Raw genomic sequence first — 16,711 nt, 5'->3', positions numbered from 1 at the left:
CGCCCGCCGCTCAGGCGGCCTGCGGTTCGCGATCGATCGCGTTCAGCATCTCGACGTCGCGCGCGATCATCCCCGGCACCTGGGCCCGCAGCATCTCGACCCAGGTCCGCACCTTCGCATCGACGAAGCGGCGCGACGGATACAGCGCATACACGTTCATCTTCTGCAGGATATGCGCGGGCAGCACGCGGACGAGCGTGCCGTCGCGCAATGCGTCGATCGCCGAGTACAGCGGCAGCATGCCGATCCCGATGCCGTCGCGGATCGCGAGGGCAAGCGATTCGGCCGTATTGGTCTGCACCGGCCCCGCGACGTGGATCTGCTCGACGCCTTCCGGCCCTTCGAGCACCCATTCGTGCGTCGGGAACGCCGGCGTGCATAACGTCAGGCATACGTGCGCAGCGAGATCCTGCGGACGCACCGGTGCGCCGTGGCGTTTCACATAGTCGGGCGACGCGCACAGGATGCTGAAGGTCGAACCGAGCAGGTGCGACACGAGTTCCGAATCGGGCAGCGACGACGCGGTCACGACGGCCATGTCGCTCGTGCCGTCGAACAGGTCGGGCATGCGCTGCGACAGCGACAGTTCGATCGACACGTCCGGGAACTGCGCGTGATAGCGCGTCAGCGCGGGCAACACATAGTGATGGCCGACGCTCGCGAAGCTGTGCATGCGCAGCACGCCGGCCGGCCGTTCGTGTGCGCAGCTCGCCTCTTCTTCCGCACGGTCGACGTCGGCGAGGATCTGGCGGCAGCGCCGCAGATAGCTTTCGCCGGCCGACGTGAGCGCGAGACGGCGCGTCGAACGATTCATCAGACGGGTGCGCAGGCGCGCCTCGAGCTCCGACACCGCGCGCGACATCGCGCCCGTCGTCGAATTCAGCGATTGCGCGGCGGCGGTGAAACTGCCCGTCTCGACGACGCGCGAAAACACCCGCATGTTTTGTAGGGTATCCATTCCTGTGAGCAACCTGTAGCGGAGCCGCTATTTTCCTCCACGGGATGCGACAGATTGTTACTCCGGCTGCAACTATCGTTTCCCCGCAGCTGCGTTAATGCGCGGGCGCCGCCCTCCTACAATCGGCGCCTCAACAGTCGAACGGACCCGTTCGGACGTGCCAGGCACCTCGCCAGGCCCCGTACCGGCCCCCTCTTTTCATGAAGCCACAACCTGTGATCGAGCGTCATTCCATCGAACCGGCACGATGGAGGACCTGGCTCGATCCACTCGGCGACGCGGCACGCGACTGGGCCGCAAGCGACGGGCTGATCTGGCTGCACCTCGCGAAAACCGTGTTCGCGGCGCTCCTCGCGATGGGCATCGCGATGCGCCTGGAGATGTCGCAGCCGCGCACGGCGATGACGACCGTGTTCGTGCTGATGCAGCCGTTGTCGGGGATGGTGTTCGCGAAGAGCTTCTACCGCGTGCTCGGCACGGCGGCCGGCCTCGTCGCCGCACTCGCGCTCGGCGGGCTGTTCGCGCAGCAGCCCGAGCTGTACATGGCCGGCATCACGCTGTGGATCGGCACCTGCATCGCGCTCGCGGTGCGCAACCGCCACTTTCGCTGGTACGGCTTCGTGCTCGCCGGCTATACGGCCGCGCTGATCGGCCTGCCGTCCGTGATGACCCCGCAGACGCTGTTCCAGTCCGCGCTCACCCGCGCCGCGGAGGTCGCGCTCGGCATCGCGTGCTCGGGTGCGGTCAGCGCGCTGATCCTGCCGCTCAGCTCCGCGAAGGCATTGATGCGTTCGCTGGGCACCCGCCACGCGACGTTCGCGGCGTTCACGGCCGGCGCGCTCGCGGGCGACGTCGCGCGCGGCGATTTCGAGCGGCGCTTCGCCGATTTCGTCGACGACATCGTCGGCTTCGAGGCCAACCGCGCGTTCGCGTCGTTCGAGGATCCGCACATTCGCGCACGCAGCCGCCGCCTCGCGCGGCTGAACAGTGAGTTCATGAACGCGTGCACGCGGCTGCATGCGCTGCACCAGCTCATCAAGCGATTGCGCGCCAATGGCTCCGACGCGGTGCTCGACGCGCTGGCGCCGCACGTCGATGCGCTCGCGCAGCGCTTCGCCGCACTGCGCGACGAGCGGCAGCGCGGCATCGCGCCGGCCACCGGCGCACTGCTCGAACTGCGCCGCTTCCACAGCGCGTTGCCGAAAGCCGCGCGTGCATCGCGGCGAACCATCGAGGAGCACGCTGCCGGCGGCCTGCTCGACTTCGATACCGCGATCGAGCTGCTGTACCGCTTCATCGGCGAATATCTCGGCTACGCCGACACCTATGCATCGCTCGACCAGGACGATCACGCGTTCGAGCGCTCGGTCACGCACTACGCGGTGAAGACCAATTCGTTCTTCGTCGGGTTCGCGTTCCTGCGCACGATCGTCGCCGTCGGCGCGATGAGCGCGTTCTGGCTCGCCTCTGAATGGCCGAGCGGCCCGCTCGCCGTGATCGCCACCGCGATCGCGTGCGCGCTCAGCTCGACGTCGCCGCGCGCGCCGAAGTTCGTCGCGCAGATGAGCGTCGGCGCGGCGTTCGCGACCGCGGTCGGCTATGTGTTCCTGTGCTACGTGTATCCGAACATCGAAGGGTTCCCGCTGCTGTGCGCCGCGCTCGCGCCGGTGCTCGGCCTCGGCGCGTTTCTCGCGATGCGGCCGGGCTTGTCCGGCTACGGGATCGGCTTCGCGGTGTTCTTCTGCCTGCTCGCGGGGCCCGACAACGTGATCGCCTATACACCCGAGGTGCTGATCAACAACGGGCTGGCGATCGTCGTCGCGATGCTCGCGTGCTCGCTCGTGTTCGCGGTCGTCTTTCCTACCCACATGCCGTGGCTCACGGGTCGCATCGCGCACGACCTGCGCCGCCAGGTCACGCTGGCGTGCGAAGGGCCGACGGAGCGCCTCGCGCAGCGCTTCCAGTCAAGCACGCACGACCTGATGGCGCAACTGCGCACGCTGCTCGTGCGGCGCACGCGACAGCATCGCGATGCGCTGCGCTGGATGCTGTCGACGCTCGAGGTCGGCCACGCGGTGATCGACCTGCGTGACGAACTGAACGCGTTCTGCGCATCGAAACCGCCGCAAACGCTGCGCTGGACCGGCTCGATCGACGCGGTGCTGCACGAGTTGCCGCGCTTCTTCGACGACCCGACGCCCGGCCACCACGCGCGCACGCTGAAATCGGTGAACCTGGCGATCCGCGCGGCGCAGCACACGCTGCAGGCGTGGTATGCGGTGCCCAACGAGCGGCACCGGATGCAGCGCATCGTCGGCTGCCTGCACTTCATGCGCAGCGCGCTGCTGGACAAGGATGCGCCATTCAACCGGCACCGCCATTGACGATCGGTGCGCGCGCAACGGGATCCTTGTTCCGGATGGAAATAAGCTCTACAGCCGCGGTGATTAATCTTTAAGCAGTGCGAGCCTATAGTTTCCTCACTGCCAGCGAGACTGGCACCCACCCAGGAGAAACCAAAATGAAGCCGCTGCACCTCGCCCTCGTTGCCCTGTCGCTCACCGCTGCTGTTGCTCACGCACAGCCGGCACCGGCAGACGCCGCACCGCAACAGGCGAACCGCGCCGAAGCCGTGAAGGCCGCCGGCCGCGTCGATCGTTCGCAATCGAAGCAGGAAGACCCGAACGCGTGTGTCGGCCCCGTCAGCTTCTGCAACATCTACTTCGGCAGCTGAGCATGACGCCGCGTCGTCACGGCCAGGCCCGCACCGCCCGCGTTGCATCCATGGGCGAGCGGCGGCCCGGCCGATCGCCGCATCGCCGCTCCCCTGCGCGCCGCTTCGATTGAAGCGGCGCATGCCGTTTCAGGCGCCGCGCCCCGGCCGCCAGCCCACTTCGCGCAACGCATCCAGCAAGCGCGCCTGCCCCAGCCCTTCGACCCGCGCCCCGCGCGACTCGACGTCGCCGCCCGCGACGAGCGCATTCACGATCGCTTCCTCCACCGCTTCCGCCGCCGCGACGAACAGCGCGGAAATATGGTCGTTGTTGACCATCTTCACGCCCGTGGTCGGCGCGCCCTTGCTGCCGTAGTTCGCCGCCGGCAGACCGTCGTTGCCCGTGGCGAACGCCAGGAAGATGTCGCCGCTCGAATCCTCCGTGCCGCCGCCGACGCGCGCCAGCCCGACGCTCGCGCGCTGGGCGAGACGCGTGCACTGGTGCGGGAGCAACGGCGCGTCGGTCGCGATCGTCACGACGATCGAGCCCATCCCGGCCTCGCCCTGCGCGTCCGGCGCGCGGAACGGCGACGGCACGTGCCGCAGCACTTCGCCGACCGGGTAGCCGGCCACGCGCAGCATCTCGCGCACGCCGTAGTTCGCCTGCACGAGCGCGCCGACGGTCCAGCCGCCCGCCTCGGCCGCGAGCACGCGCGACGCGGTGCCGATGCCGCCCTTGAACTCGTGGCAGATCATCCCCGTGCCGCCGCCCACGCCGCCTTCGGCAACCGGCCCCGACTGCGCGGCGGCCAGCGCGCGCTGCACATGCGCGGCGCTCACGTGCTGCCCCCAGATGTCGTTCAGCAGCCCGTCGTAGGTTTCCATCACGACCGGCATGCACCAGTACACGCGGCCCGCCGCCGCTTCGCGCTCGTTCGCGACGAGCGCATCGCGCACCGCGCCGACGCTGTGCGTGTTCGTATAGGCGATCGGCGTGGTCAGCAGGCCGGCCTCGCGGATCCATTCGAGCCCCGTCGCGTCGCCGTTGCCGTTCAGCACGTGCACGCCCGCGAAGCACGGCGAATCGTGCGCGGCGCCCGCGCGCGGCTCGATGACGGTGACGCCGGTGCAGATCGACGCGTCGCCGTTCTCGACGTTCAGCGTGCAATGTCCGACCCGCATGCCCGGAACGTCCGTGATCGCGTTGAAGCGGCCCGGCGTGCCGAGTCCGATGCGGATGCCGAGATCCCTCGTGCGCATGATGCAATTCCTCCCGTCTTTCAATGGTTCGGTGTTTCGATGTTTCGATGATTCGGTACGGCAAGCTTTCGATCCCGCGCTCAGAGCGTGCGGAAGGCTTCGCTGTGGCGCGCCCAGACCACATACATCACGAGTGCCGCGACCAGCAGCCCCGCGATGATGATCAGGTCGGTCGGTTTCGTGGCCGTTGCGAGCGTGGTGTAGAGCGTATACGCGGCGCCGGCTACCGCGACGAGCGGCGTCACGGGCCACAACGGCATCCGGTAATGATGCTCGACGTCACGGCGCACGAAGCGGCTCGCGAGCGCGGCCAGCCCGACGACCAGATAGATCAGCAGCAGCAGGTCGACCGTGAACGCGGTCAGTTCGTCGAGGCTCGACACGAACACGAGCCCCGCCGACGGCACCGCGAGCGCGATGGTGGCGAGCCAAGGCGATTCGAAGCGCGGATGGATCGTCGAGAAGGCGCGGTTGCAGGTGCGTGACCAGAGCGCATGCCGGCCGCTGCTGTACAGCAGCCGGCCCATCGTGATCACGATCGCGATGATCGCGTTGAACACCGACAGGAAGATTCCGCCGCTGACCACGCGCGACACGGCCGGGTTGCTCAGCGAACGCACGACATAGCCGATCGGGTCGGCGCTCTTCGTCAGCTCGGTCAGCGACGGCGCACCGAGCACGATCGCGGTGAGCGGAATCAGTTCGACGACGAGGATCACGAGCAGCGAGTAGATCACCGCCTTCGCGACATTGCGGTTGCCGCCGCGCAGGTCTTCCGCGAGATAGGCGGCCGAGCCGAAGCCGTTGTAGCAGAAGATCGCCGTGCCGATCGCCGGGACGATCGCGGCCAGCGTCGCCGGCACGAGCGCGTTGCCGCTCGCGACGACCGGCGCGATCAGCGCGTCGGCGCCGCGATGCGGCGAACCGAAGCCGAGGCCCGCGATCAGCATCAGCACGCCGATCTCGACGACGAGAAACGCGCCCGTGATCCACGCGTTCGTCTTGATGTTCAGCATGCCGAGCAGATAGCTGAGCAGCACGATCGTCAGCGCGACCGACTGGTTGCTGAAATGCGTGCCGAGCGCGTTGTTCAGGTAGGGCGCGGCGCCGCTCGCGAGCACGGCCGGGATGAACACGCTGACGGACAGCACCGTGATGAAGGTCAGGTAGCCGGGCAGCGTGCCGAACACGCGCTTGGCCATCACGTACTCGCCGCCCGCGCTGCGGTGCGCGGCGCTCAGCTCCGCATAGCAGAGCGCGAACGCCAGCGCGAGCACGCCGCCGAGCAGGAACGACAGCACGGCGCCGCTGCCGGCCTGCTGGATCGCGAACGGCGCGATCACGAAGATCGAGCTCGCGGGCGTCACGCCCGATACGGTGATCATCACCGCATCGCGCACGCTGAGCGTCTGCGACAGCGCGCGCGGCGCGTCTTCCGTTGCAGGCGCCGCTTGCAGCGTGCCCGTCGATTCCGACATCATCGCCATTTCGTTCTCCTGTGCTTGGGCCAATCCTTTGCCACTTTTTTTTGAACGCCCATACTCGGGCCCGATTGATTGCGTGGCAGTCTAGGAAGCCAATTTCAGGACCGCTATTCCCCCTTCGTGTTACGCCCTTCCGGTGGTGGTATGGATCGTCTCTTTTCCGAAATCGCGATGCACCAGGCGCTCGGCCGCGCAATCGATCATCTCGGCCAGCCGCGCTTCTGGCGGTTCCTGGTGCTGCTGCTCAATGAAATGGTGCCGTTCGACAACGCGCTCGCGACCGCGATCGGCCGCGACGGAGTGCCGCTCGTGCTCGACGAATACGACACGGGCGGCACCGATGCCGCATCGCCCGTGCCGCTCTACCTGAACGGCGTGTATCTGCTCGACCCGTTCCTGCAGGCCGCGCACGACGGCCTCGCCGACGGCTGCTACCGGCTCGAGGAAGTCGCGCCCGACCTGTTCCGGCAGAGCGAATATTTCCTGAGCTACTTCCGCGACGCGGTCGGCGACGACGAGATCCAGATCCTCGTGCGGCCGAACGCCGACATGCTGCTGTCGCTGTCGCTCGGTGCGGGCACGCGGTTCGACGTCGAGCCGCTCGGCAAGCTGACGGCCGCGATGCCGTGGGTGCTCGCGGCGATCCGGCAGCACTGGCGGCTGGTGGGCGACGCGGCGCGCGCGACGCCCGATGCCGATCTCGGCGCGCGGGTCGAGCAGGCGCTTGCCCGCTTCGGCGCGGGCGTGCTGACCGATCGAGAGATGTCGATCGCGCGAATGGTGCTGCGCGGCAATTCGTCGAAGGCGATTGCCGAGCGGCTGGCGATATCCCCCGAAACGGTGAAGGTGCACCGGCGGCATTTGTACGCGAAGCTCGGGATTTCGTCGCAGCCCGAGCTGTTTTCGCGCTTCATCCAGGCGCTGGGGGAAGACGCGGCCGGATGACTGCATCGGTGCCGGCGGATGGCAACCGGCGTGGAATCGGGCACACTCCGTGAAGCGCCGCATGCCGGGGTCATCCGGTAACGCCGATGCGGATGCACCGTCGCCAACAGGATTGCCCGACAACAGGAGCCCCGATTCATGTCGCTCATTCCGATCATCGGACTTGGCTGGCTGCTGCTGTGCGCGATCAGTGCCGTATCGATCGTGCTCATCCCGCCGGCGGTGCTGGTCGCTTGCCTGATGGGCAAGAACGTCTGGTCGATCCTGACCCGCGGCCGGCTGCAGTTCGCGTTCCTCGCCTACCTGGGCTCCGCGCCGGTGCCGGCCGTCTTCACGTTCCTACTGGAAGCCGGCGCCTCGGCCGGGAGTCACGGCGGCGTGGCGTCCGACAGCCTGCGCCAATGGAACGAACAGTTCTTTTTCGTGTTCGTCGCGGCGGCGGCACTGAGCGGCCTGCTGTTGCTATTACGGCCGAAAGACACGCAAACAGCGAACGCCGAACCGTCGCAGCCTGCGCGATAGCCGGCACGCGAACGACGGCGCGCCAAGCCGCCTGCCCGGTTATCGAGCAGGGGCATCGTCACGCGCTGATTCCCGCTACGTCTATGTCGACTTCCACTTCGCGCCGATCTGCGCGAGCCCGGCGTTCTTGAGATCGTCCGGCAACATCACCACGCGGAACTCGCAGTCCGCGTTCAGCATCAGGAACCAAGGCTCCGCGAGCGCCGGGATCTGCGATGGATCATTCAGGTCGACGATCACGACCGCCCCGCGCCCGCCGTTCTGCTCCGTGAAATACACGGCCTCCGGCTTGACCGCTTCGAGTATTCGCCCGATCACGTCGCCGACGCTGCCGTCGCGCACCAGCGTGTTGAACGGCTCGTGAGGGATTCGTATGTTGAGAAGCATGCGCATGACCATCCTCCTTGGGCTGCGCCCGGCCTGGGCCCTTCAAGCATAGGTGCTGCGCGATGCCGCGCCAGTGGCGCCGAACGCAGCGGCCGGCACGCGTTTACGTTCCGACGATTCGATTTCGTTGCGTGTCGCGAACAGCAAGCGTTCGCGACACGCGAATCGGCCGAGCCTGCCGTCGCGTTCGATATCTGTCGTCGACTCAGCGGCCCGCTCGCCCGGCCGCGCCGTCCGCATCACGCGGAACACCCATCCGCCGCCGGCGCGATCGCGAGATGCAGCGGCCGGTCCGGCCGCAGCGTCACGTTCAGCACCGGCCGCGGCGGCTTCATGCCGGGCGGCGCCGACAATGCGTAGCGCTGCAGGATCATCGCCGCGACGACCGTCATTTCCGTCATTGCCAGATGCTGCCCGAGACACACGCGCGGGCCTGTGCCGAACGGCATGTAGCTTCCGCGCGGCGCAGCCGGCGCGTCGTCGGCAAAACGCTCGGGGCGAAACACGTCGGGCGCGTCGAACCCTCTCGCATCGCGCTGCATGAGCTGCAGCGGCAGCATGAACAGCGTCCGCGCGGGAAACTGCCACGGCCCCAGCACGATCGGTCGCGACGCGCGGCGGCTGATCAGGATCGGCGCGGACGGATACAGGCGCAGCGTTTCCTCGAGCGTGTGCGTCAGGTAGCGTAACGACGCTCGCGTCTCGGCGGACGGTGCGCAACCGCCCAGCACGCGTGACACTTCATCGCGCGCGGCGGCCTGCGCCGCCGGATTCGTCGCCATGCACCACGCCCACCAGGTCAGTGCCCCGGCCGTCGTTTCGTGGCCCGCGAGGAACGCGGTCATGCATTCGTCGTGCACGGCCTGCAGCGGCCAGCGCCGCGCGTCGTCCCGATGCAGCCGCAACAAGCGCGACAGCAGATCGTCGGGCCACGCTCGCGCCGGCAGGTCGAGACGCGCATGCAGTTGCCGGTCGATCAGCCCGTTCAGCACGGCCATCGCCCGGGCCTTGCCGCGCTTCCACGGCACCCAGTCCGGCGTGCTCGCGGGCCAGTAGAAATCGGCGTTGGCCGCCGCGCTCACCGCTCGCACGGCTTCCTCGGCCGCACGTGCGTCGTCGCCGATCGCGTCGGAGAACATCGTGCGCATGATCACGTCCATCGCCAGCGACGTCAGCGCGCTTTCGATCGGCCAGTCCGGATCGCGCGCGGGCCACTGCGCGAGAGCCTGTCCGGCCGTCGCCGCGATCGACGGCACGAACGTCTGCACCGCCTTCGGCATGAAATTCGGCTGCAACGCCTGCCGCTTGTCGCGCCACGCGTCGCCTTCGGCGATCAGCACGCTATGGCCGTGGACCTCCGCAAACACGCGGACGGCCCGCTCCCAGCGCCCGAGCGCATCGTGATGCGTGACCACCAGTTCGCGCACGAGCGCGGGATCGGTCACGACCACCGCATGCTCGGGCCACACGCGCACGTGCACGACGTCACCGTATGCGCGCTGCCAGCCGGCCAGCGTGCCGAGCAGGTCGCGCCACATCGCGCGCAGCAGCCCCCAACCCGTCAGGCCGGCACGCGGCCCCGGCGGCCATACGCCGGGCGGGTGAAGCACGGGCGCCGAAGCAGCGCCCGTATGGAATGGACATGAGGATGTGGATCGCGTGTTCATGGGCCGGATTGTCCGCACCGGCATGGCGGCGGTCTTGAACGCAAACGACATCGACACGCGTCGGGCCGCTCCCTATACTCCAGCGTCATGTTCCCCGACCCGTCATCGATCCCGCTGTCGTGCCCCGATCCGCTGGCACGCGCCCCTCGCGCGCCGGGCGACGGGCGGGCGCCGCATGGACGGCTGTACCCGGCGCCGGCTGCCCTGCAGGGCGCGGTGGTCGCGATCGTGTTGCACGACACGCGCGGGGTCGCATTGAGCGACGCGCAGCGGCTCTCGCATTTTCCGGCCACGCCGCTCGTGTGCGTGTCGTGGTATCGGGATCTCGACGTGGGCTTCGTCGAACACACGGCCGACGGGCCCCGGTGGCACCCCTTCGGTGCCGCCGTGACGCTGTCGGGCAGCCATTCGGCCCCTACCGTAGCCTGGGCGCCGACGGGCGGACGGATCGGCATGATCTGCTTCACCGCCGATGCGGCACGGGCGCTGTTCGGCGTCGCGCTGGCGGACATCCACGATCGCGTGCTCGACGCCCATGCGTGCCTCGGCCACGACTGGCATCCGCTGCTCGACGCGCTGGCCGGCGCGGACCGCGATGCCGATGCGCTGGCGGCGATCGAACGTCATCTTGCACCGCGCTGGCAGGCGTTACGGCCCGCGACGCCGCTGTCGTCGTTACGCAATGCGGGACGCAGTTGGGTCGAGCGCCTCGCACTGCAGGCGCGCGAATGGCGGGATACCCATAGCCCGCGGCAGGTCGAGCGGCGGATCAAGACCTACAGCGGCCGATCGCTGCGCGAATGGCAAACGCTCGTCAGGACAGAAAGCGCGTTCTTCGCGGCGCGCGACCGGTACGAAGCCGGCGCCGCGTTCAATTGGGCCACGCTGGCGCTGGACGAAGGGTTCGCCGACCAAGCGCACCTGAGCCGCGAGGTCAAGCGCATCACGGGGTTCTCGCCGAGCGAATTCACGCAACGTTTCATCGAGGACGAATCGTTCTGGATGTATCGGCTGTGGGTGTAAGGCGCCGCGGACGACACATTGCGCCGGCGTGCAGCATCGCTCGACACGCCGGTACGGCACCACTCGCTTGTCCGGCTAAAGCATTCCAGAAATCAAACCGTCATTCCAGGGAATCCCCGAACGCTCGCGACTCATCGACGACTCGCAGCGCACGCCATGCACGCCGGTTGCCCGATTCGGGACGCGCGGGCATGATGTCGCGAACCCTGGCGGCGGCCCTGTGAACGGTTTCCCGCAACGCGCTGCAAATCGCGCCAGCCGGGATCCGCTTCGCACACGGCTGCTTCTGCCCACCTCCGCCCGCCCATGTCATTACGCGCATTCAGAACGCTGGTCGCCATCGCCCGACACCGCACATTCGCGCGCGCCGGCGAAGCCATCGGCCTCACGCAATCGGCGGTGAGCCTGCAGATCAAGACGCTCGAAAGCGAATACAACGTGCAGTTGTTCGATCGCTCGCGCCGGCAGCCGGTGCTCACCGAGGCCGGCAACATCCTGCTGGCGCAGGCCGAGCAGGTGCTCGCGCTGGTCGACCGGATTCCCGATGCGCTCAGCGACGAGAAGAAGCTGGTCGGCCGCCTGCGGATCGGCGCGATCCAGACCGCGCTGTCCGGCCCGCTGCCCGACGCGCTGCTCGCGCTGCGCGCGGCGCACCCACGGCTGCGCGTGCACGTGTCGGCCGGGATGTCGGCCGAACTCGCGAACCGCGTCGCGGCCGGCGAACTCGATGCGGCGATCACGACGCGCCCCGTGCGCCCGCATCCGGCGGAACTGACGTGGACCACGCTGTACGAGGATCGCTTCTGGCTGCTCGCGCCGCCCGACCAGGCGGAACGCGATGCGGTCACGCTGCTCGATTCGCTGCCGTTCATCCGCTTCGATGCGCAGGCATGGGCCGGCCGCATGATCGCCGCCGAGCTGCGCCGCATCGGCGTGCGCGTGCGCGAGGAGATGGTGCTGGACAGCGCGGAAACGATCGCGCGCATGGTCGCGAGAGGGCTCGGCGCGGCGATCGTCGCGCTCCCCGATTCAACGCTCGCGCGGCTGCCGCCCGTCACGCGCTTGCCGTTCGGACAGCCGCAAATGGGGCGCGCGGTCGTCCTGCTCGAACACCAGTCGCGTCCGGCCGAGCGTTTCGCACGTGCGCTGGCCGCCGAAGTCACTGCGTCATCGATGAGAATTTCTCATTGAACACCCGATAATTCACCATTATTCCTGTTGCTTGCGCGTGTTAACTTGGCGGCATCGTCACTCTTTCGATTGCGTGTCGCCATGTTGCCCGCCGGATGGATTCCCGCCTCGTTCCGCCGTTTTACGTGCCAGCCACTCGCGGCGGCCCGCACCGCCTGCACGGCTCGCGTGAAGGCGTGTCGATGATCGGCCCGATCCTGCTCGCGCTGGCACCGGTTGCGCTGCTGGTCGCGTTCGGCCACGGCCTGCGGCGCACCGGCTTCATCGGCGACGCGTTCTGGCCGCAGGCCGAGCGGCTGTGCTACTACGTGCTGCTGCCCGCGCTGTTCGCGGACGGCCTCGCGAACGCACGGCTGCAATCACTGCCCGTTTTACCGCTCGCGGCCGCGCTGGTCGGTTCGACCGCACTCGCCGCGGCGCTTCTCCTGCTGGTCCGCCGGTTCGTGCGGGTCGACGGCGCCGGCTTCACGTCGGTATTCCAGGGCGCCGTGCGCTTCAACAACTATGTCGGCACCGCGCTCGCCGCCGGCCTGTTCGGCGCAAAAGGCATCGCGCTCGCGGCCGTATGCGTCGCGGCGATCGTCCCGACCGTCAACCTGATGTGCGTGCTGGTGTTCGCACGCTACGGCGACACGCGGCTCGGCGCGGCGGCACTCGTGCGCCAGATCCTGTCGAATCCGCTGGTCGTCGCGTGCGCGCTCGGGATCGCGATGCAGGCCGGCGGCGTCTCGTTCCCGGCGGCCGTCGCGCCGGCCGTGCGCGCGCTCGGCGTCGCGTCGATGCCGCTTGGCCTGCTGTGCGTGGGCGCGGCACTGCAATTCGATGCGGCGCGTGCGTGGCTGCAGCCGGTATGCGTCGCGTCGGCGTTCAAGTTCATGGCGATGCCGCTCATCACGCTCGCCGCCGGCCGCCTGCTCGGGCTCGGCGATGCCGCGCTGACGGTCGCGCTGCTGTTCCAGGCACTGCCGACGTCGTCGGCGTCCTACATCATGGCGCGCCAGCTCGGCGGCGATGCACCGCTGATGGCCGGCATCACCGCGTTCCAGACGGTCGCCGCGGCGCTCGCGATGCCGGTCGTGCTGAGCGCGCTCGCGTCGGCGCCCGGGTTTCGCTGACGACGCAGCGCCGCCCTCCTTCCCCCTGAATCCAGACTGCCAGCCGGCCATCGCGCGATTCCGCATCGTCGGCCGCGCGCGGTCGCTCACGCGTGGCCGCAGGCACCCACCGAGAAACCCTTCACATGAACGCGCCCGCCCCACCCGCCGCCCTCGTCGCCACCCGGCCGCACGCGGCCATCTACGTGAAGCTCACGCTCGTCGCGCTGTTCTGGGGCGGCACGTTCATCGCAGGTCGGATCCTGGCCGCGACGATGTCCGCGACCGCCGCGGCCACCGGCCGCTTCGCGATCGCCGCGCTGCTGCTGGTCGTGCTGACGTGGAAGATCGAAGGCGGGCTCCCGAGGCTGAGCGGCCGCCAGGTCGTGACGACCTTCGGGCTCGGCGCGACCGGCATCTTCCTGTACAACGTGTGCTTTTTCGCGGCACTGGCGCGGATGCCGGCAGGCCGCACCGCGCTGTTCGTCGCGCTGAACCCGGTGGCCACCGCCGTGCTGCTGTCGATCGTCGTGCGCGCGGAGCGCCTGTCGCTGTCGCGCTGGGCTGGCATCGCCGTCGCGCTGTCCGGCGCGCTGGTCGTGATCAGCCGCGGCGACTTGCTGCGGGTGCTGACCGATCTCGGCAACACGTTCGGCTCGGGCGAACGCTTCATGCTGTGCGCGGTGCTGAGCTGGGCCGCCTATACGGTGATCGGCCGACGCGCGCTCGACGGGCTGTCGCCGCTCGCGGCCACGACGTATGCGGCGCTGTGGGGCCTCGCACTGCTGATCGGCGCGCATCTGTTCAGCGCGCCCGCCGGCAGCGGCACGCCGCTGACGTGGCAGGCCGTCGCGTCGATGCTCTACCTCGGCGCGATCGGCACGGTGGTCGCGTTCGTCTGGTATTCGCAGGGCATCCGCGAACTCGGGCCGGCCCGCGCGGCCGTGTTCACCAACCTGGTCCCCGTGTTCGGCGTGCTGCTGTCGGTCGCGCTGCTCGGCGAGCCGTTGTCGCCGTCGATGCTGGCCGGCGGTGCGCTCGTGATCGTGGGCGTCGCGTTGACCAATCGCGCGCGGCGCTGACGTATCGGCATGCGCCCGTCGCGCCTAAGGGGACGGATGTCAAATCCCGGCGCCGGAGCATGACGGCCGTTGTGTCACGCCCACGCGCGGCCGATACGCCCCCGATGTTCTCGCAGCCCCGCCAAAAACCGCCTATCGTGAATGGAGCGCCCCGTTCATCGCCACTCGACCCTGCGTCGCTCGCACCGGCGGTAACGGCACCGCGTTCCGGCACCATTCATCGCGATCCCGGCGCACGCTCGCCCGTGCGCTATCGCGGCCGCCCACCGGATTACAGGAGGCCCTCATGAAAGCCGCGCTGCTCGTCAGTTCCGCCCTGCTCGCCATTGCATCCGCTTCGGCGTCGGCCCAAGGCTCGATCACGAAAGTCGAAAACGGCGCGCTCGTCGCCGCAAACGGGATGACCGTCTACGCATTCGACCAGGACAAGCCCAACGCCGGCACCAGCGCCTGCACCGGCCAATGCGAATCCTTCTGGCCGCCCTACAAGGCCAGCGCGACCGATGTCCCGGTCGGCCCCTACACGATCATCAAGCGCGATGACGGCAGCCCGCAATGGGCGTACAAGGGCAAGCCGCTGTACTTCTTCTCGAAGGACATGAAACAGGGCGACCGCAACGGCGACAACTTCAAGAACATGTGGCACGTGGTGGCGCCGTAACCGTCCTTCCGCCCTCTTCCGCGCGCGCCGCGCGGACGTAAAAAAACCCGCGCGGATCGTCGATCCGGGCGGGCCTTGTCGCGGTCACGCCGGCCGCATTGCGTTGCGTTGCCCGCCGTCAGGCAGGCGGACGGGCGACGCATGCAGCGGGGTGGCGCGTCAGCGGTTCGACGGGAAGCTGAACACGGTGCCTTCGCGCACGCCGGCCGACGGCCAGCGCTGCGTGATCGTCTTGCGCTTCGTGTAGAAGCGCACGGCGTCCGGGCCGTACGCGTGCAAATCGCCGAACAGCGAACGCTTCCAGCCGCCGAACGAGTGGTACGCGACCGGCACCGGCAGCGGCACGTTGATGCCGACCATGCCGATCTGGATGTTGTCGCCGAAGTAGCGCGCGGCCTCACCGTCGCGCGTGAACAGGCACGTGCCGTTGCCGTACTCGTGCGCGTCGATCAGCGCCATCGCCTCGTCGAGCGACTTCAGGCGGATCACGCCGAGCACGGGCCCGAAGATCTCGTGCTGGTAGATCGGCATGCCGGGCTTCACGTTGTCGAACAGGCACGGGCCGAGGTAGTAACCGCCGTCGTGGCCGTCGACCTTCACGTTGCGGCCGTCGACGACGAGCGTCGCGCCCGCTGCCACACCGGCGTCGACAAAACCCGTCACCTTCTCGAAATGCTGCTGCGTGACGAGCGGACCCATGTCGACGCCCGCGCCGTTGCCCGGGCCGACCTTCATCTTCTCGATCTCGGCCTTCAGGCCCGCGACGACCTGGTCGCCCGTCTCGTCGCCGATCGCGACGACCAGCGGGATCGCCATGCAGCGCTCGCCGCACGAACCGTACGCGGCGCCCATCAGCGCGTTCACCGCGTTGCCGATGTCGGCGTCCGGCATCACGACCGCGAAGTTCTTCGCGCCGCCGAGCGCCTGCACGCGCTTGCCGTGCGCGCAGCCGGTCGAATAGATATATTCGGCGATCGGCGTCGAGCCGACGAAGCTCACGGCCTTCACGCGCGGATCGGTCAGCAGCGTGTCGACCGCTTCCTTGTCGCCGTTCACGACGTTCAGCACGCCCGGCGGCAGGCCGGCCTCGAGCGCCAGCTCGGCCATGCGCAACGTCGACGACGGCGTACGCTCCGACGGCTTCAGCACGAACGTGTTGCCGCACGCGACGGCCATCGGCCACATCCACAACGGCACCATCACCGGGAAGTTGAACGGCGTGATGCCGGCCGCGACGCCGAGCGCCTGGAACTCGCTCCACGAATCGATCGCGGGGCCGACGTTCTTGCTGTGCTCGCCCTTCAGCAGTTCGGGCACGTAGGTCGCGTATTCGACGTTCTCGATCCCGCGCTGCAGCTCACCCATCGCATCGGCGAGCACCTTGCCGTGCTCGGCGGTGATCAGCGCGCACAGCTCGTCGGCGTGCTCCTCGAGCAGCGTCTTGAAGCGGCTCATCACGCGGGCGCGCTTCAGCGGCGGCGTATTGCGCCAGGCCGGGAATGCGGCCTGCGCGGATGCGATCGCGGCTTCGACGGTCAGCTTGTCGGCGAGCGCGACGCTCTTGTGCGATTCGCCGGTGGCCGGGTCGAACACCGGCTGGACGCGGCTGCCGCCGTCGACGCGCTTGCCGTCGATCAGGTGGCCGACGGTGGAGGTTACGTTGCTGTCGTGTTTCATCGTTGAGGCTCTTTCGTGAATTCGGTTATCGCTCAGGGCAAGCCGCG

At 68.6% G+C, this 16,711-nt stretch carries 16 protein-coding genes; 9 read left to right on the top strand and 7 right to left on the bottom strand.

Going from position 1 to position 16,711, the window contains the following annotated elements; genetic code table 11:
* Positions 1 to 10: 10 nt before the first annotated feature.
* On the bottom strand, positions 11 to 958 hold the full coding sequence (locus CFB40_RS24625; RefSeq protein ID WP_089432641.1) for a LysR family transcriptional regulator: 948 nt from the start codon (positions 956 to 958) through the stop codon (positions 11 to 13).
* 200 nt (positions 959 to 1,158) lie between these two features.
* On the opposite strand from CFB40_RS24625, the gene CFB40_RS24620 reads away from it, so the two are divergent.
* The gene (locus CFB40_RS24620; RefSeq protein WP_089432640.1) at positions 1,159 to 3,342 is read left to right on the top strand and encodes an FUSC family protein; all 2,184 of its coding nucleotides are present in this window, start codon (positions 1,159 to 1,161) and stop codon (positions 3,340 to 3,342) included.
* Positions 3,343 to 3,479: 137 nt separating this feature from the next.
* Positions 3,480 to 3,692 carry a hypothetical protein gene (locus CFB40_RS24615; protein WP_034191451.1) on the top strand — a complete coding sequence of 71 codons (213 nt, stop codon included), beginning with the start codon at positions 3,480 to 3,482 and terminating at the stop codon, positions 3,690 to 3,692.
* A gap of 129 nt (positions 3,693 to 3,821) precedes the next feature.
* On the opposite strand, the gene CFB40_RS24610 is transcribed toward CFB40_RS24615, so the two are convergent.
* Together CFB40_RS24610 and CFB40_RS24605 are read right to left on the bottom strand one after the other, a co-directional pair.
* Positions 3,822 to 4,931, bottom strand: a complete 1,110-nt coding sequence (locus CFB40_RS24610; RefSeq protein WP_089432639.1) for a P1 family peptidase — start codon at positions 4,929 to 4,931, stop codon at positions 3,822 to 3,824.
* Positions 4,932 to 5,011: 80 nt separating this feature from the next.
* The gene (locus CFB40_RS24605; RefSeq protein ID WP_089433307.1) at positions 5,012 to 6,418 is read right to left on the bottom strand and encodes an APC family permease; all 1,407 of its coding nucleotides are present in this window, start codon (positions 6,416 to 6,418) and stop codon (positions 5,012 to 5,014) included.
* Between the two features lie 141 nt (positions 6,419 to 6,559).
* Here CFB40_RS24605 and CFB40_RS24600 point away from each other — a divergent pair, with 141 nt between their 5' ends.
* Positions 6,560 to 7,360, top strand: a complete 801-nt coding sequence (locus tag CFB40_RS24600) for a helix-turn-helix transcriptional regulator (RefSeq protein ID WP_089432638.1) — start codon at positions 6,560 to 6,562, stop codon at positions 7,358 to 7,360.
* Positions 7,361 to 7,498: 138 nt separating this feature from the next.
* A complete protein-coding gene (locus CFB40_RS24595; RefSeq protein ID WP_089432637.1) occupies positions 7,499 to 7,882 on the top strand; it encodes a hypothetical protein in 384 nt (127 codons plus the stop codon).
* A gap of 81 nt (positions 7,883 to 7,963) precedes the next feature.
* Here the strand turns inward: CFB40_RS24595 and CFB40_RS24590 are convergent, their stop codons facing one another.
* From CFB40_RS24590 to CFB40_RS24580, 3 genes are read right to left on the bottom strand one after another with little or no spacing between them, the layout of a single operon-like run.
* Positions 7,964 to 8,275 (bottom strand): panthothenate synthetase, encoded by a 312-nt coding sequence (locus CFB40_RS24590; RefSeq protein ID WP_089429103.1) that lies wholly within the window; start codon positions 8,273 to 8,275, stop codon positions 7,964 to 7,966.
* Between the two features lie 36 nt (positions 8,276 to 8,311).
* The gene (locus CFB40_RS24585; RefSeq protein WP_089427561.1) at positions 8,312 to 8,521 is read right to left on the bottom strand and encodes a hypothetical protein; all 210 of its coding nucleotides are present in this window, start codon (positions 8,519 to 8,521) and stop codon (positions 8,312 to 8,314) included.
* Entirely contained in the window at positions 8,509 to 9,936 is a 1,428-nt protein-coding gene (locus CFB40_RS24580; protein ID WP_089432636.1) for a cytochrome P450, read from the bottom strand. The genes CFB40_RS24585 and CFB40_RS24580 overlap by 13 nt, the downstream gene beginning before the upstream one ends.
* A gap of 87 nt (positions 9,937 to 10,023) precedes the next feature.
* Here CFB40_RS24580 and CFB40_RS24575 point away from each other — a divergent pair, with 87 nt between their 5' ends.
* From CFB40_RS24575 to CFB40_RS24555, 5 genes are all read left to right on the top strand, one after another.
* Positions 10,024 to 10,959 carry a helix-turn-helix transcriptional regulator gene (locus CFB40_RS24575; RefSeq protein ID WP_089432635.1) on the top strand — a complete coding sequence of 312 codons (936 nt, stop codon included), beginning with the start codon at positions 10,024 to 10,026 and terminating at the stop codon, positions 10,957 to 10,959.
* A gap of 306 nt (positions 10,960 to 11,265) precedes the next feature.
* Positions 11,266 to 12,150, top strand: coding sequence for a LysR substrate-binding domain-containing protein (locus CFB40_RS24570; RefSeq protein ID WP_089427564.1), 885 nt, complete (start codon positions 11,266 to 11,268; stop codon positions 12,148 to 12,150).
* Positions 12,151 to 12,332: 182 nt separating this feature from the next.
* Positions 12,333 to 13,265 carry an AEC family transporter gene (locus tag CFB40_RS24565; protein WP_179255319.1) on the top strand — a complete coding sequence of 311 codons (933 nt, stop codon included), beginning with the start codon at positions 12,333 to 12,335 and terminating at the stop codon, positions 13,263 to 13,265.
* Positions 13,266 to 13,390: 125 nt separating this feature from the next.
* A complete protein-coding gene (locus CFB40_RS24560) occupies positions 13,391 to 14,326 on the top strand; it encodes a DMT family transporter (protein ID WP_089432633.1) in 936 nt (311 codons plus the stop codon).
* A gap of 286 nt (positions 14,327 to 14,612) precedes the next feature.
* Entirely contained in the window at positions 14,613 to 14,987 is a 375-nt protein-coding gene (locus tag CFB40_RS24555; RefSeq protein WP_089427567.1) for a COG4315 family predicted lipoprotein, read from the top strand.
* Between the two features lie 159 nt (positions 14,988 to 15,146).
* Here CFB40_RS24555 and CFB40_RS24550 read toward each other — a convergent pair whose 3' ends face one another.
* The gene (locus tag CFB40_RS24550) at positions 15,147 to 16,664 is read right to left on the bottom strand and encodes a CoA-acylating methylmalonate-semialdehyde dehydrogenase (protein ID WP_089427568.1); all 1,518 of its coding nucleotides are present in this window, start codon (positions 16,662 to 16,664) and stop codon (positions 15,147 to 15,149) included.
* Positions 16,665 to 16,711: the final 47 nt, after the last annotated feature.

This window comes from Burkholderia sp. AU31652 (genome assembly GCF_002223155.1).
In the GTDB taxonomy this organism is placed as follows: Bacteria; Pseudomonadota; Gammaproteobacteria; order Burkholderiales; family Burkholderiaceae; genus Burkholderia.
Note: the sequence above shows the minus strand (reverse complement) of the source record. Positions and strands in the feature narration are given on the sequence as shown.

Bases quoted from the DNA above. Each gene is read 5' to 3' on its own strand.
- CFB40_RS24615 (WP_034191451.1), top strand. From the start codon at position 3,480: ATGAAGCCGCTGCACCTCGCCCTCGTTGCCCTGTCGCTCACCGCTGCT.
- CFB40_RS24595 (WP_089432637.1), top strand. From the start codon at position 7,499: ATGTCGCTCATTCCGATCATCGGACTTGGCTGGCTGCTGCTGTGCGCG.
- CFB40_RS24600 (WP_089432638.1), top strand. From the start codon at position 6,560: ATGGATCGTCTCTTTTCCGAAATCGCGATGCACCAGGCGCTCGGCCGC.
- CFB40_RS24550 (WP_089427568.1), bottom strand. From the start codon at position 16,664: ATGAAACACGACAGCAACGTAACCTCCACCGTCGGCCACCTGATCGAC.
- CFB40_RS24590 (WP_089429103.1), bottom strand. From the start codon at position 8,275: ATGCGCATGCTTCTCAACATACGAATCCCTCACGAGCCGTTCAACACG.
- CFB40_RS24610 (WP_089432639.1), bottom strand. From the start codon at position 4,931: ATGCGCACGAGGGATCTCGGCATCCGCATCGGACTCGGCACGCCGGGC.
- CFB40_RS24565 (WP_179255319.1), top strand. From the start codon at position 12,333: ATGATCGGCCCGATCCTGCTCGCGCTGGCACCGGTTGCGCTGCTGGTC.
- CFB40_RS24570 (WP_089427564.1), top strand. From the start codon at position 11,266: ATGTCATTACGCGCATTCAGAACGCTGGTCGCCATCGCCCGACACCGC.
- CFB40_RS24580 (WP_089432636.1), bottom strand. From the start codon at position 9,936: ATGAACACGCGATCCACATCCTCATGTCCATTCCATACGGGCGCTGCT.
- CFB40_RS24625 (WP_089432641.1), bottom strand. From the start codon at position 958: ATGGATACCCTACAAAACATGCGGGTGTTTTCGCGCGTCGTCGAGACG.
- CFB40_RS24620 (WP_089432640.1), top strand. From the start codon at position 1,159: ATGAAGCCACAACCTGTGATCGAGCGTCATTCCATCGAACCGGCACGA.
- CFB40_RS24555 (WP_089427567.1), top strand. From the start codon at position 14,613: ATGAAAGCCGCGCTGCTCGTCAGTTCCGCCCTGCTCGCCATTGCATCC.
- CFB40_RS24560 (WP_089432633.1), top strand. From the start codon at position 13,391: ATGAACGCGCCCGCCCCACCCGCCGCCCTCGTCGCCACCCGGCCGCAC.
- CFB40_RS24575 (WP_089432635.1), top strand. From the start codon at position 10,024: ATGTTCCCCGACCCGTCATCGATCCCGCTGTCGTGCCCCGATCCGCTG.
- CFB40_RS24605 (WP_089433307.1), bottom strand. From the start codon at position 6,418: ATGGCGATGATGTCGGAATCGACGGGCACGCTGCAAGCGGCGCCTGCA.